Annotated in this window: 10 protein-coding genes; 3 read left to right on the forward strand and 7 right to left on the reverse strand. The window is 62.7% G+C overall.

All coding sequences use genetic code 11. The features are described 5' to 3' along the window. Window positions 1–27 precede the first annotated feature (27 nt). Window positions 28–858 (forward strand): YkvA family protein, encoded by an 831-nt coding sequence (locus ATO7_RS08245; RefSeq protein ID WP_158523115.1) that lies wholly within the window; start codon window positions 28–30, stop codon window positions 856–858. Here ATO7_RS08245 and ATO7_RS08250 read toward each other — a convergent pair. From ATO7_RS08250 to roxC, 7 genes are all read right to left on the reverse strand, one after another. Then, window positions 855–1,946 (reverse strand): efflux RND transporter periplasmic adaptor subunit, encoded by a 1,092-nt coding sequence (locus ATO7_RS08250; RefSeq protein WP_083561205.1) that lies wholly within the window; start codon window positions 1,944–1,946, stop codon window positions 855–857. The two genes, ATO7_RS08245 and ATO7_RS08250, sit on opposite strands and share 4 nt — an antisense overlap. Continuing rightward, on the reverse strand, window positions 1,946–5,035 hold the full coding sequence (locus ATO7_RS08255) for an efflux RND transporter permease subunit (protein ID WP_083561206.1): 3,090 nt from the start codon (window positions 5,033–5,035) through the stop codon (window positions 1,946–1,948). The genes ATO7_RS08250 and ATO7_RS08255 overlap by 1 nt, the downstream gene beginning before the upstream one ends. A 94-nt stretch (window positions 5,036–5,129) precedes the next feature. Continuing rightward, window positions 5,130–5,522 carry a Dabb family protein gene (locus ATO7_RS08260; RefSeq protein ID WP_083561207.1) on the reverse strand — a complete coding sequence of 131 codons (393 nt, stop codon included), beginning with the start codon at window positions 5,520–5,522 and terminating at the stop codon, window positions 5,130–5,132. Next, entirely contained in the window at window positions 5,519–7,003 is a 1,485-nt protein-coding gene (locus ATO7_RS08265) for an amidase (protein WP_083561208.1), read from the reverse strand. The genes ATO7_RS08260 and ATO7_RS08265 overlap by 4 nt, the downstream gene beginning before the upstream one ends. 61 nt (window positions 7,004–7,064) lie before the next feature. Continuing rightward, complete coding sequence (locus ATO7_RS08270) at window positions 7,065–7,976, reverse strand: alpha/beta fold hydrolase (RefSeq protein ID WP_083561209.1); 912 nt, start codon at window positions 7,974–7,976, stop codon at window positions 7,065–7,067. A gap of 27 nt (window positions 7,977–8,003) precedes the next feature. Then, window positions 8,004–9,530, reverse strand: a complete 1,527-nt coding sequence (locus ATO7_RS08275) for a flavin-containing monooxygenase (RefSeq protein ID WP_083561210.1) — start codon at window positions 9,528–9,530, stop codon at window positions 8,004–8,006. Window positions 9,531–9,665: 135 nt separating this feature from the next. Beyond that, entirely contained in the window at window positions 9,666–11,801 is a 2,136-nt protein-coding gene (roxC, locus tag ATO7_RS08280) for a putative rubber dioxygenase RoxC (protein WP_146680236.1), read from the reverse strand. 101 nt (window positions 11,802–11,902) lie between these two features. On the opposite strand from roxC, the gene ATO7_RS08285 reads away from it, so the two are divergent. Further along, the gene (locus tag ATO7_RS08285; protein WP_158523116.1) at window positions 11,903–12,526 is read left to right on the forward strand and encodes a TetR/AcrR family transcriptional regulator; all 624 of its coding nucleotides are present in this window, start codon (window positions 11,903–11,905) and stop codon (window positions 12,524–12,526) included. Window positions 12,527–12,646: 120 nt separating this feature from the next. Then, window positions 12,647–13,750: a ferredoxin reductase gene (locus ATO7_RS08290; RefSeq protein ID WP_083561213.1), complete on the forward strand. Its 1,104-nt coding sequence runs from the start codon at window positions 12,647–12,649 to the stop codon at window positions 13,748–13,750. The last annotated feature ends 12 nt before the right edge of the window (window positions 13,751–13,762 follow it).

Genomic DNA, 13,762 nt, shown 5'->3' on the forward strand with positions numbered 1-13,762 from the left:
CAGGGGCACTCATTGCCCCTGCTCCGCATGACCGACGACCACCACGAGGCTGAAAAAACGCTGCACCACGCACAACGCGTGTTCGATCAGCGCTTTCTCAACAAGGCCGGCAGCAAAGCTGCGGAAATCGAGGTCGAACAGGAACTGGGCGACAAGATGTCCGGCCTCAAGGGCAATTCGGATGTGATGCGGCGGCTGCGCGAGCTTTCCGGGCAAGCCTCACAACTGTGGAAAAACCGCAGCCAGTTGAGCAAGAAACAGGTTCTGTATCTTACCGCCGGCCTGCTCTACTTCATCTCGCCGGTTGATGCTGTCACCGATGTGATTCCGCTGCTGGGCTATGTCGATGACGTCGCCGTACTCGGCTGGATACTCAGTCAGATCGTACCGAGCGTGACACGTTTCAAGGACCAGGCCATCGACCAGGCAACCGATCAGCTGGTCGACAAAGGACGCAACGCGCTGAACGAGGTTGTCGACGAGCGCACCGACGAATTGCTCGAAAAACTCGACCGCGCTGCAGAAGATGCCGTACAGAAATACGTCACCGCGGTGGTCATTGGGCTGTGGGGCACCACCACGGCGGCGGCGCTGTCTCTGGCCATCAGCCTGATCAGTGGTGGCTACACCCGCGAATGGCTGGCTTACGTTGGCGTCACCAGCCTGCTGGTGCTGGCCTGGAACATCAGCGTGGCAGCCGTGTTTCTACGCCAGTACCGCAGCCTTGATCAACGCTGGCAGGACAAGCTGCCGAAGATCATCGGGGCCAAAGTCGGGCGCTGGCGGCATATCCTGGCGGTCAGTCTGCCACTGCTCGCCTTTGTCGGGCTGGCCTGCGCCCACCTCGCCCTCAACTAGGAGGTTGCGCCAGCGGGGCTGTTGGCCAGATCCCGCACGACCTCAACCAGTTGGCCCGGGGCCAGCCGTTCGGCGCCGCGCACCACGACCCGGTCGCCTTCACTCAAAGCGCCACTGACCACGATCCAGTCTCCCCGCCCTGCGCCCAACTCGACCGGTACACGCTGGGCGTGCTCGCTGTCATCAATGTGGAACACGTAGGTCGCATCGCGGCGCAGCACCAAAGCATCACGCGGCACCATCAGGGCCCGTGCCATCAAGGCCGCGGGCAGACGCACCGCAGCAAGCTGGCCGACCACCCAGGACGGCTGCACCAAGGCCGGCAGATCGACCCGTGCCTCGAAGGTCTGCGAACGCGCATCGGCGTTGGGAATCAGGCGACGAATGGTGCCCAGCACAGCAGCTTCGGCGCCACGCCGGACCTCCAGCACATCACCGACAGCAAGCCCTGGCAACCAGTCCAGCGGCAAGACCGCACGCAACTCGATATCGCCCACATTGAACACCTGGGCCAGATCTTCACCTCGTGCCACTTCCTCGCCGGGATAGCGGAATTGCTCGGTCACCAGACCTTCGAATGGCGCCACCACGGTGGCGCGGGCGATCTGGTCATCAAGTTGCCTGACCTGGACCCGGGCAATCTCCAGGTCTGCTTTGGCCAAGTCACGCTGCGCGCGCAAATCGTCCAGCTCGACCACGCTGTAGTAGTTGCTGGCTTGCAACTCGGAAAACCGGGCCAGACGTGAGGCCAGATTGGCCAGCTGCACCTCGTTGCGGTGGATACGCGCCAGCTGTTCCTCGCGCTGCAAGGCCAACGGGACCACATCAATGCGCGCCAGCGCATCACCACGGGCGACCCGCTCTCCCGCTTCACGCACCCATTCCAGACGACCCGCAACGCCGGCGCGCACGCGCAGCTCCTGACGACTGTGGACCGTGGCCGTGGCACTCTGCCCCGCCTGCGCGCTGTCCTGCCGAACATGATCGACCACCACCGGCGCCACCGGCATTTCGGCGGCGTATGCGGAGCGCAGCCCGCTCAGCGTCAGTACGGCCAACATCAGCAGGTTCAGTTTGCTGTTGATCATCACCGCGAAGTCTCCGTTGTCATTGTTATGGGATGCTCGTCGTGACGCTGCCCCATGCGCAGCAACGCCGGCATCAGCAGCAGTGTAAACAGCGCGGAAACACTCAGACCACCAACGATAATGGTGGCCAGCCCGCGATAAATCTCGGCGCCGGTTCCAGGCACCAGCATCAGTGGCAACATGCCGAAGATGCTGGTCAGCGTGCTCATGTAGATCGGCCGGGTGCGCTCGCGCACCGCCAGCGCCACGGCGTGCCCGCGCGCCATGCCTTCGCGCTCGGCACTGCGGGTGCGGTCCACCAGCAGTATCGAGTTGTTGACCACCAGCCCGAGCAGGATCACGAAGCCGCTCATGGTCAGAAGATCCATCGACTGGTAAGAAAACAGATTGAGCAACGACAGCGCCAGCACACCGCCGGCAAAGGCCAGTGGCATCACAGCCACAACCAGCACGGCATCACGCAGCGAGCGGAACATGGCCGTCAGGATGAGCAGCAGAATCAGCAAGGCGTAGAGCAGGTTCATTCCCATCGCCATCAGGGCCTGCTCCAGACCGTCAGCGCTGCCGCGAAAATTCACCCCACCGTCACCCGCCAGAACCTCCATGATGGCCGGCTGAACCTCCCGCCGCAGCTGCTCGATCACATCCTCCAGTGTTTGTTCGTCAGGAGGAAAAATGCGCAGCGTGACCGTGCGTTGCCCATCGATGCGGCGCAGTTCGCTGGGACCGACGCTGCGCTGGAACTGCGCCAGCTGACCAAGACGCTGAACCCCGGCACCGGGCGTTGCCAGCGGCATCTCCGCCAGCGCTTCCGGACTGGCCCACGGCGGCGAACGCAGGATGATGTTCATGCGCTCGTTGCCATTGAAATACTCACCAACGTACAAGCCATCGGTGTAGCTGCGCACCACACTGCCCAGCGCCGCCCGGCTCATCTGCGCACGGGCCAGACGCACGTCATCCGGCCGCACCAGCAACTCGGGTTCGGCCAGATCAAGCTCCGGCCGGGGCTGGACCGGCACGCCCGGCATCACCTCGTTCAAGCGTGCCTGACCGGCCCGCGCCGCGGCCATCAGTCGATCAAGATCGCTGCCATGGATATCCATGTCGATCTGGCGATTGCCGCCACCGGCAAAATTCAGCAGCGAGCCCGGGCTGACGAAAACACGCGTATCCGGCAAACCCGACAGCACATCCTCGCGCAGTGCCGCCATCATTGCGTCGGCTTCCTTGGGCTCCTTCGGATACAGCGCCAGACCGGTCCAGTCGCCGTTCCACGACGACAGGTTGTAGTAGGCAACCTGGGGCTTTTTGTCCCCGCTCAGATAAGGTTTGAGGCGCTCGGCGACCACCTCGCCCAGATCATCGCGTATGGCCTGCTGCGAGGCGCCAGGCGGCACCGAGAAGTTGCCCCAGACGTTGTCCGAACGGGCCTGCGGCAGATAGTCCGCCGAGGGCATCAAACGCCAGGTCAGCACGGCCGCGCCGACAATCAGCAGCATCGCCCACAGACCACGCTGCCAGGCCTGAGCGGTCAGTTGCATGGCCCAGGCGGTGATGCGCGTCCACCACGGTTCCAGATGATCCTTGTCGACCGGCGCAGTCCGCAGCATCCAGGCCGCAGCCACCGGGAGCACCGTCAGGGCGGCAACCAAGGACACGCTCACTGCTATCGAAAGCGTCAGCGCCAGATCGGCAAACAGCTGACCTTCCGGGCCGCGCATGAACAGGATGGGCAGAAAAATCGCGATACTGGTCACGGTCGATGCGAACAGTGCAGGCGCCACCTCGCTCGCCCCTGCAGCCACCGCACGCGCCAGATTTTCGCCGCGCTGGCGTAGCCGGATGATGTTCTCCAGCACCACGATGGATGCATCCAGCACCAGGCCCACGGCGAACGCCAGCCCCGCCAGCGAAATCACGTTGAGACTACGTCCGGTGAGGTACAACGCGGCAAACGCACTGAACAGACAGATCGGTATGCTCAAGCCGACCAGCACGGTCGAGCGCCACTGACGCAGAAATACGAACAGGATCAATGTGGCCAGAACGCCACCAAGCACCAGATTGCCCTGCACCAGGGCGATGGCCCGCCGAATATGGATGGAGGCATCGTAGGACAGTTCGATGGCCAGCCCTTCGGCCGACAACAAACCGTCGTTGAGCACGTCGATCTCACGATTGACCTGATCCAGAATGGCCACCGTGTTGGAACCCGACTCGCGGGCCAGCTGAATGTAATAGGCCGGATACCCATTGCGCAGGGTGAACCCGCGACTTTCCTCGCGCGCCACCGAGACACGGGCGACATCGCGCAGATACACCGGCCGTGCATCACGGTAAGCCACAATCAGTTCACCCAGATGCTCCACCGCGACCTGGCCCAGAAAGCGCACCGTGTACTGGCGCCGTCCGACATCGGCAAACCCGCCCGAAACATCGCTTGCACTGTTGAGCGCGTTAACAATGGCCGGCAGATCGACGGCCATGGCCGCAGCTTTTTCGGCATCCAGTTCGACACGCACTTCCTGCGGACGGTGGCTGTTCAGCTCCACCCGCGCCACACCAGGTATCCGCCCCAGCCGCGGCTCGACCTCGCGTTTGATCACATCATGGAATTCGACCGGATCACGCGGATCATCCTCGCTCAGGGTGCGCACCAGCAGACTGGCCGCATTGCCACCGGAGAAATCCCAACCACCCAGATTGACCCAGGGACCATCCGCATCGCGGGGCAGCGGCGGCACTTGCTGCAAACGGTTGATCACGTCGAGGTAAGCCCGCTGCATATCGGTGCCAATGGCAAAAGTCAGATTGACGTTGCCGTTACCCTGATTGATCTGACTTTCTACCCGCTCCAGCCCGGCAATGGCGCGCAGCACCCGTTCCTGTTGCTCGATCACCACCGATTCCATGTCGGCCGGTGCGGCGCCACGCCAGTTGGTCCAGACTGAAATTTGCGGTTGATCGATAGCCGGCAGCAGCTGAATCGGCAGCTTGTACAGGCTGACCAGACCGGCCACCGCTATGAGCACAGCCACCACAGCAGCCGCAGCAGGATTGGACAGCGACAGGCGCGTCAGATTCATGATGTCTCCCCTATGACGCGCGACGGCGCCAGCCCCTCACACAGAAAGACCGCGACTAGCCGCCGAAGGTTCCCGCGCTGGCACTGCGTCACGTCTAGGGTGAGCCGAAATCGATCACCTGATAACGCTGCATGATCGGCATGAACCGGGTTTTGACGGTCTCGACATGCAGCGGGTGCTGGAGATAGGCCTGCAGGGCCTCGGCATCGTCAAAACGCATGCTCAGAGCCACATCGTAGCTGTCTTCGACCACCGCCCGCTCGCTGCTCACAACCGGCCCCACACGCAGTTCGCGCACACCGGGAATCGCGGCAAGTTGTCGTGATGCCTCAACAATCTGTCTGCGGTGTTCAGCATGGCCGGGCTGCTTCAGCCAGACCAGCACCACATGCATCAGATAGTTGTCCTGTGGCGCTTGTGGTGCTCGCCAGCTGCAGCCGGCGAGCACCAGGGTCAGTACAACGATCAACAGACCGCGCAGACTCACAGGGCTGGCCAGCGGTCACGCCATGGCGCAGCCTGCTCCAGTTGTGCGGCCAGACGGATGAGCATGTCTTCCCGCCCAGCTCCAGCCACAAACTGCACCCCCAGCGGCAAGCCGGACTGCGTCCAGTGCAGGGGCACGCTCATGCCCGGCGCGCCGGTCAGGTTGCCGAGCTGGGTGTACGGCACCCATTGCAGATTCTCCTGCACCATCTGCTCGATGATTCCGGATTTGACCATGACCCGCGACAGGCCCATGGCCATCAGCGCACGCGCCAGCTTGTGCTGCCATGGTGGCGTGGCGATTTCCCCGACCCGGGCCGGCGGGCGGGCCATGGTGGGCGACAGCCACAGATCATGGCGGCGGTGGAAATCGCCCAGCGCACGGCTGTACTCGTTCCAGCGCTGCACCGAGGCGACATATTCATCGGCCCGAGTGGCGCGCCCGAACTCGGCCATGATGACCGTATCGTCCTCGAAACCGGCATTGCCGCAGCCGGTTTCCCGCTTGATCTCATCCACCGTCACGGCAACGTTGGCGAACCACATGATGATGAAATCACGCGCCAGTTGATGCCCGTTGATAACCGGCTCGCCCTCTTCGACATCATGCCCCAGCGATGCCAGCAAAGCGGCCGTCTTTTCGACCGCCTCAAGTGCTTCGGGATCGACAGCTGTACCTATGGGAGAGCGTGTGCTGAATGCGATTTTGAGCCGCCCAGGGTCACGACCGACCTCTTCCAGATAAGCGCGTTCCGGCGCCTGGATGTGGACGAAACTGCCATTCTCTGGCCCCTGCGCCGCGTCCAGCATGGCCGCGCTGTCGCGCACCGAACGTGACACCACATGATTGATGGCCGCGCCCTGCAGCAGCTCGTTGAAGGCCGGCCCCCACGGCGTGCGCCCGCGCCCCGGCTTGAGACCGAACAAGCCGCAGTGCCCGGCCGGCAAGCGAATCGAGCCGCCGCCGTCATTGGCTCCGGCCATCGGCACAACGCCAGCCGCCACTGCAGCGGCCGAACCACCGGACGAACCACCCGGCACGTGCTCGGTGTTCCAGGGATTGCGCGTGGCGCCCCAGGCCTGCGGTTCGGTGATGCCCTTGGCGCCGAACTCCGGCGTGTTGGTTCGGCCAATCGGGATAACACCTGCGGCCAGCCAGCGACGAGTGATCTCGCTGTGTTCCGGCGCCGCCTTGCCTTGCTGCTTGAGCGCTTTGCAGCCGTAGGCGGCGGGTGCGCCTTCCAGCTCCTGATACAGGTCCTTGAGCAGGAACGGCACGCCAGCGAATGCACCGTCAGTGGGTGACTCGGCCTGCGCGCGGGCGCGTTCGTACAGCGGATAGATGATTGCGTTGAGCTTGGGATTGACCGCTTCAGCGCGGCTAATGGCTGCCTCCACCACCTCTTTGGAACTGACCTCGCCCTGCGCAATCAGCGTCGCCAGCCCGAGCCCATCATGCTCCCGATAATCCTCAAACTTCATCCCCGTCCCCTGCTCGAAAAGGTCCGAGTATCCCGCAGCCGTGAGGGCGCTTCAATGTGGCTCAGTCAACCCGCTGAAAGTGCTCCAGCAAGCACCGCGCAACCTCGTCGGGCTTTTCGGCCTGGAGAAAATGGCCGCAGTCAGGCAGCTGCACGGCACGCAGCAAACCGCGTTGCGCGGGCGCGTTGCCGATGATGCGATGGGTCTGCGCACTCATGCAGCCGTCTTGTGCGCCGGCCAGCGCCAGAGTCGGGACCCGAAAACGACGCGCCATGCGGGCAAAGGTCTGCCGTGTGGTGGCGCGATGCAGGGTGAACAGGTTGCGATAGTAGCGGGTGCTGGCCCAGGCCAGCGCAGGATCGCTGAAAACCAGCCGGGCCGGCGCAAAATCGGCATCATCAAAGTGCCAACCGGGCGACCATTTGCGCCAGATCTGGCGCACGTACTCCGCGTTGTTGCGGGTCAACAGGCGATGCGAAAAGCCCAACTGCATCACGGGCATGTAGGCCGATAGCCGCAGCTGCCGGGGCAGATACGGCAACAAGGCGCGCCACTGTGAGGCATGCGGCAGAGGTGGCACGGCGAGCAGGCTGAGCGTTTTCCACGGGCCGGCATGGGCCGCAGCCGGTGGCGGCGTATCTCCCAGTACCATGGCCACCACGGCGCCCCAGTCATGCCCGACCAGATGCACCTGATCCGCAACCAGGTGCTGACGCCAGGCTTCGATGTCCTCAGCCACGGCGATCAGGTCATAACGCGCCCCGCGCTTGGCGGACTCGGGAGTGTAACCACGCAGCCACGGGGTCAACACGCGATAACCGGCGGCCACCAGATGCGGCACAACCCGGTCCCAGGAGTACGGTGTATCCGGAAAACCGTGCAGCAGAATCACCAACGGCGCATCGTCCTCGCCGTAGAGTCCAGCGGACAGGGTCAGCCCGTCCCGGCGCAGGTGTAGCGTCTGTTCGTTCATACCAGCTTGCGGCATATGCCGCAGGGATTAGCCGGCGGCGGCGATGGGGGAACCAGCCTGCATTGTGCCCGATTCCGGCGCACGGCGGGCGGCGGCGCCCACCGCATATTCGAGCACCGGATCTTCGAGCGAACCGAACCGCAAGGCCGGGATGTCACGCAGATAATCCTGCACCACCGACCAGGGCGCCTTATTGCCCTGACGCGGCAACCGGTCGGCTGCACGCCGGATGTAGCCGGAGCGCAGCCCCCCCATGACGGTGTCCTGGGTCATGCAGCCTTCGTGGTCGCGGGCCACGACACGGCGGTAGCCCTTGCGGTCCATGTGCTTGATCAGGCGGCAGACGTACTCGCTGGCCAGATCGGCTTTGAGCGTCCACGACGCATTGGTATAGCCGAACACCACGGCCAGATTGGGAACCCCTTCGACCAGAATGCCCTTGTAGGTGAGATGATCCTTGATCGACAACGGCTCACCATCCACGCTGACCTCGATGCCGCCCAGCATCTGCACATTCAGACCGGTTGCACTGACCACGATATCGGCCTCCAGATGTTCGCCGGATTCCAGCTGCAGACCGTCGGCGGTGAAGCTTTTGATGTGGTCCGTGACGATGCTGGCGTCGCCACGTCGCAGGGTCTTGAACAAATCACCGTTCGGCACCACGCACAGACGCTCATCCCAAGGCTGGTAGCTGGGCGTGAAATGCTTCATGTCGACATTCGGCCCGAGCTGCTTGCGCACCGCGGCCAGCAGCAAACGGCGCATGGCTTTGGGGCGATTGCGTGCGGCGCGAAAAACAAAGCGCTGCAAACCGATATTACGCACCCGGGCCATGGCGTACGCCGCGCGTTTGGGCATGAAGCGGTTCAGGCGCACGGTGACCGGATCAACCTCCGGCACGGTCATGACGTAGCTGGGCGAGCGCTGCAGCATGGTCACATGAGCCGCTTTGTCGGCCATCGACGGCACCAGCGTGATCGCGGTGGCGCCGCTGCCGATCACCACCACTTTCTTGTCGTTGTAATCCAGATCCTCCGGCCAGTGCTGAGGATGAACGATGCGCCCCTTGAAGGTGCTCTCGCCCGGAAAATCCGGTTTGAAGCCCTGATCGTAGTTGTAATACCCGGTGCAACTCATCAGATAACGTGCTTCAAAGCGCTCGATCTGACCGTCGGCGTTGCGGGCTTCAACGGTCCACAGGCTGCGCCCGCTGTCCCAGGCCGCCTGCTGCACATGCCGTCCGAAACGAATGTGCTGGTCAACACCGTATTCCTGCGCCGTCTCGGTGACGTAGCGCTTGATCGACGGCCCGTCAGCCAGCACACGGGGTTCACGCCAGGGGCGAAAGCTGTAGCCGAAGGTGCACATGTCGGAATCCGAGCGAATGCCCGGATAGCGGAACAGATCCCAGGTTCCGCCGATGGCCTCACGCCGCTCGAGGATGGCGTAGCGTTTGTCAGGGCACTGCCGGGTCAGATGGCAGGCGGCACCAATGCCGGAAATGCCGGCACCGAGGATGAGAACATCAAACTGCTGAGTCGTGCTGTGCATACGGCTGCTGTTGTCCTGTCATATTGCCATTATTCAATGGGACAATATACAAAGACAACATGACCGTCAACCTGTTGCAGCGCAGCAAAAGCAGGCACTGCAACAGGCCAGTTAGAACGCCTCAGATCAGCCGCATCAAAGCGTTTTCAGGTACTCGATGATGGCCGCCCGCTCGCGCTCGGTGAGCACATCGGTGAACTCATGACCGGCGTTACCGTTACCCAGAATGCGGCTGTCATAGACCAGCCGTTTATCAAAACCACCCGGCGTGGGATCGCTGACATTCACCACACCGGCCCAGGCAATCAACCCATTGATGTAGTTCTGCACCATCTGTCCCACCGATGGTCCTTCCTCATTGAGCGGATTGCAGTTGAGCAGTTCACTGCCCGGGATGTCACTGCAACTCAAGGCATCGTGCTTCCAGCCCACCGCATCAAAATCGAAGGCCACGCTGAGACGCTGATCAAAGCCGGTGACCGGGCCGTCCGTCTGCAGCTTGCGTTGCCAGATGGCGTGGCGCTGGCTTGAATCGAGCAGGGCCTCAAGTGTCGGCACCGATCCGTTGTGCAGATACGGCGCGGTCGCCCACACCCCGTACAGCGGCGGTGCCTGGTAACCGATCACACCCTTCTCCCAGCCGCACAGCCCCTTGGGACGGATCGCCACGGGCAGCATGTCATCAATCAGTTCGGTAACCGGGTCCTTGTCCTCCGGCGCGGTCCAGCCTTCCACCCCGTCAGGGAAAGCCCAGTAGGTCACATCCCAGCCCTCGCGCAGGGTCATGGTCAGCATGTCGGAACGCGCCCGGTCGGTACCGATGACCTCCAGCGGAGAGATGTGCGCGGCGATCCCCTCAAAGATCGGATCTTCGAGATAGCTGGGATCGTTGACGTACATCGGCGCATAAGCACCATGACAGCTGGCGCAAGAGCCATTCCCGCCATCCGGACGCGGGCGCTCGGCATTGCCGGGCGCGGCCCACAGGTCTTTGGAATGGAACAGTATCGCGCCCTGGCGGGCGAGGTTTTCGTCAATCTGTGCGGGATAAACCGGCGATTCCAGCGACAGAAAGTAGTTGGCCAGTTTCTGGTCGTACTCGGCGATACGCTCGCGATAGTGCTTGCCGTCCAGAGTGAACAGCTCGGAGATCTCGCCCGGCCCTGCCGCCATGATGATGCGTGTGCTGTCATTGGAGACGCCGGCATCGAAAAACTTGCGCGGCCGGGAGCCCATGTTCCACCACGGCGGGGTGTCCTGAGTGTGGGCCAGCGGATGAGCCGAATCGGCAACGCTGCCGGGCAGCCCCGCAGTGATGGTCTTGGCCAGGTTGGGGGTAAAGCCCAGTGAATCGAAATCCAGCAGGGTGACCAGCAGTTCGAACGCGCCGACCGCGTTGTTCTGGCCACGCTGCTTGATGCCGATATTGAACAGGCTGTCCACGCTCAGCCCCGGGAACACGCCTGCCGCGCTGCTCAACGGCCCAGGCAGCTGCGACAGCGGCGAGTTGTCCTGCGCCAGCATCAGCACATCGGCGTTGTTGTTGCCCAGCCCTAGGCTGTTCAGCCCGAGGACCGCCGCCTCACCCGCCGCGACATCACCAATCTGACCGCCGTGACACTGAAAACACGCGGCCGTGCCGATCATGCCGGTCCACTCCCCCTGTTCATCCTTGAGCTGACGCAAACCCAGCGGCAGCTGACCGGAGCCGCCGTTGGTCAGTGTCGGATCTTCACCCTCCAGCGGATACGGATTGTCGAACGGGGCGTGGTTGAGTCCATAGCGCAGGGTGTAGAGCTGCTCGAAGTTATCCGGCTTGCTCTCGAAGCCCCATTTCTGCCACAGCATGCGGAAGTCTTCAGCGCTCATGGCACCAGCCGATGCGGGCAGCTCGTTGACCAGGAAATCAAATCCGGCGTCTCGCGCGGCGCGGAACTCGCCACAGGTCTGCGGACGTTGCTTTTCGGCCGGCAGGTTGACCCGGCAGTCTTCCCAATACGCGTTGAAGTAGACGGCACGGTCGGCATTGACGCCCGGCTGAATCATGCTGCGCGGATCTACCGGCAGCGGCGCGCTGTCCGGCTGGTTGGCGCAATAGGTGTTCCACACGTGGCGTCCGCGCTTGCTGCCCAGCAAGCCCAGATCATCGGCGCGCTGCTCAGCGTCGCCTTCGCCTGGAAGCTCCGGCGAAACCCCGACCACGCCACTTTCTCGCCCACCGTTGCAGGCCACCAGCCCCAGCGCCACCAGCGGGATAATCCATGTCCTCATCACTGCACCTTCCTGCACGACTGCTGCGTCGTACTTTTGATTGTCATGAGGCAAAAATTAACATTTGTCTCTTTTTTGCGCAACACGCTAGAATCCGCGACATGACCAACACAGCCGAAGACCTCACGATCGCGCGCCAGCCCAAGCAGCAGCGCTCACGCCAACGTTTCGGAGAGGTGCTCAGCACAGCTGAACTACTGCTGCGCGAGCAAGGCATCAGTCAGTTTTCCATCCCCCAAATCGCAGAGCGACTGCAGTGCAGCCGCAACGCCATCTACAAGTTCTTTCCCACGCCCTACGCCGTACTCAACGAGTTAACACAGCGCCGACTGCAGGCGCTGGAAGCCAGCCTGATCAGCGAATCGGATCGCAACCCGGCGGCTTCGTGGCAGGACATGGTCAAACGGATCGTGGCCACCGCGGTCAAGTTCTACAACGCGGACAGTGTTGCCAGCATGCTGATACTGGGCGGATCGTCGACCGACGAGAGCTATCGCCTGCTGGAATTGACCATCCATCATCTGGGCAGCCAAATCCGTCGCATGATGAGCATCTACGGTCGCACGCTGCCCGCCGATCCGCCGGATGTTGCCACCCTGGCGGTGGAAATCGGGTCAGCCGCCTTTCGTCTGTCCTATATGACCTACCAGCGCATCACGCCGGCCTACGAAGTCGAAGCCGCCACGGCCATGATCGCGTATCTGGAAACACGCATCAAAAACTGAATAAACCTCACTAATCAGCAAGTTGCGCCACCATGTATACATTTGTCTAGACAACTGTATATTTACTCTGCCATACTGCAGCGCATTGTCCACACGACTGCGCGCGATGCGCCTGCCTGCATGACTGTCACTGCCACCGCCGGACAACCGGCCTGGACCCACTCGCTTTTTCGCTCCGGCTGGCTAGATGGTTCCGCCCTGAATTTCTTCCTCGAGGAGCTTAATCCTGCCTGGTCGTTGGTCCGCCCAGCCGTGCGGATTCGCCAGATCATTGAGGAAACACACGACACCCGCAGCTTCGTCTTCAAGCCGGCCTGGGGCTTTGGCCGCGCCATCGCAGGCCAGCACGTGGGCATCGGGGTCGACATCGACGGTCGCCGCCATGAGCGACGCTATTCCATTTCGAATGCGCCAGCAGCGCAGGCTCGCGGCCTGGTGACCATCACGGTCAAGCGCGAACCCAATGGCAAGGTGTCCAACCATCTGCATGACCGCATCAAGGTTGGCGACCGCGTGTTTGTGTCGCCGCCGCAGGGCGACTTCGTGCTGCCAAGCCCGGCCCCACAAAAGCTGTTGCTGATCGCCGCTGGCAGCGGTATCACCCCGCTGATGGCACAACTGCGTAGCCTGCTATCTGGCCGCTACAGCGGCAGCATCGTGCTGCTGAACTATGTCCGCAGCCAGCAGGATCGTATTTTCGGCGCAGCGCTGGATGAACTGGCCGAACACCACCCACAACTGAGCGTGCACTGGTGTCTGGAAAAGGAAAACGCTGAGCGCTTCAGCGCCAGCCAGCTGCAGCAGCGCGTGCCGGACTACGCCGAGCGTTTTGCCCTGCTCTGCGGCCCTGCCGGTTTCATGCAGGTGGTCCGGCAGCACTGGCACGAGCAGGCACTGGATGAACGCCTGCGCTTTGAGTATTTCGGCACACCACAGCCACTCAAGTCAGACGATAAACCGGCCGGTGTGGCCGCCCACATCGCGCTTGCACGCAGCGGCCGCAGCATCTCCGCCGAGGCCAATCAGAGCGCGTTGGCGGCACTGGAAGCCGCCGGCGAGACACCGTCCTACGGCTGCCGCATGGGCATCTGTCAGAGCTGTCGCTGCCGCAAAGTCAGCGGCCCGGTTCGCAATCTGCTGACCGGCGCCGTCTCCCATGAACCCAATGAAGAGATTCAGCTGTGCATTTCAGCGGCTGAAGACGACCTGGTGCTGGACTACTAGGAACGCAAAAAC

The sequence above is a fragment of the Oceanococcus atlanticus genome (genome assembly GCF_002088235.1).
Classification (GTDB): domain Bacteria; phylum Pseudomonadota; class Gammaproteobacteria; order Nevskiales; family Oceanococcaceae; genus Oceanococcus; species Oceanococcus atlanticus.

Excerpts from the sequence above, each read along its gene's own strand:
- ATO7_RS08255 (WP_083561206.1), bottom strand. The coding sequence starts at position 5,035 with ATGAATCTGACGCGCCTGTCGCTGTCCAATCCTGCTGCGGCTGCTGTG.
- ATO7_RS08265 (WP_083561208.1), bottom strand. The coding sequence starts at position 7,003 with ATGAAGTTTGAGGATTATCGGGAGCATGATGGGCTCGGGCTGGCGACG.
- ATO7_RS08290 (WP_083561213.1), top strand. The coding sequence starts at position 12,647 with ATGACTGTCACTGCCACCGCCGGACAACCGGCCTGGACCCACTCGCTT.
- ATO7_RS08250 (WP_083561205.1), bottom strand. The coding sequence starts at position 1,946 with ATGATCAACAGCAAACTGAACCTGCTGATGTTGGCCGTACTGACGCTG.
- ATO7_RS08285 (WP_158523116.1), top strand. The coding sequence starts at position 11,903 with ATGACCAACACAGCCGAAGACCTCACGATCGCGCGCCAGCCCAAGCAG.
- ATO7_RS08275 (WP_083561210.1), bottom strand. The coding sequence starts at position 9,530 with ATGCACAGCACGACTCAGCAGTTTGATGTTCTCATCCTCGGTGCCGGC.
- roxC (WP_146680236.1), bottom strand. The coding sequence starts at position 11,801 with ATGAGGACATGGATTATCCCGCTGGTGGCGCTGGGGCTGGTGGCCTGC.
- ATO7_RS08245 (WP_158523115.1), top strand. The coding sequence starts at position 28 with ATGACCGACGACCACCACGAGGCTGAAAAAACGCTGCACCACGCACAA.
- ATO7_RS08270 (WP_083561209.1), bottom strand. The coding sequence starts at position 7,976 with ATGAACGAACAGACGCTACACCTGCGCCGGGACGGGCTGACCCTGTCC.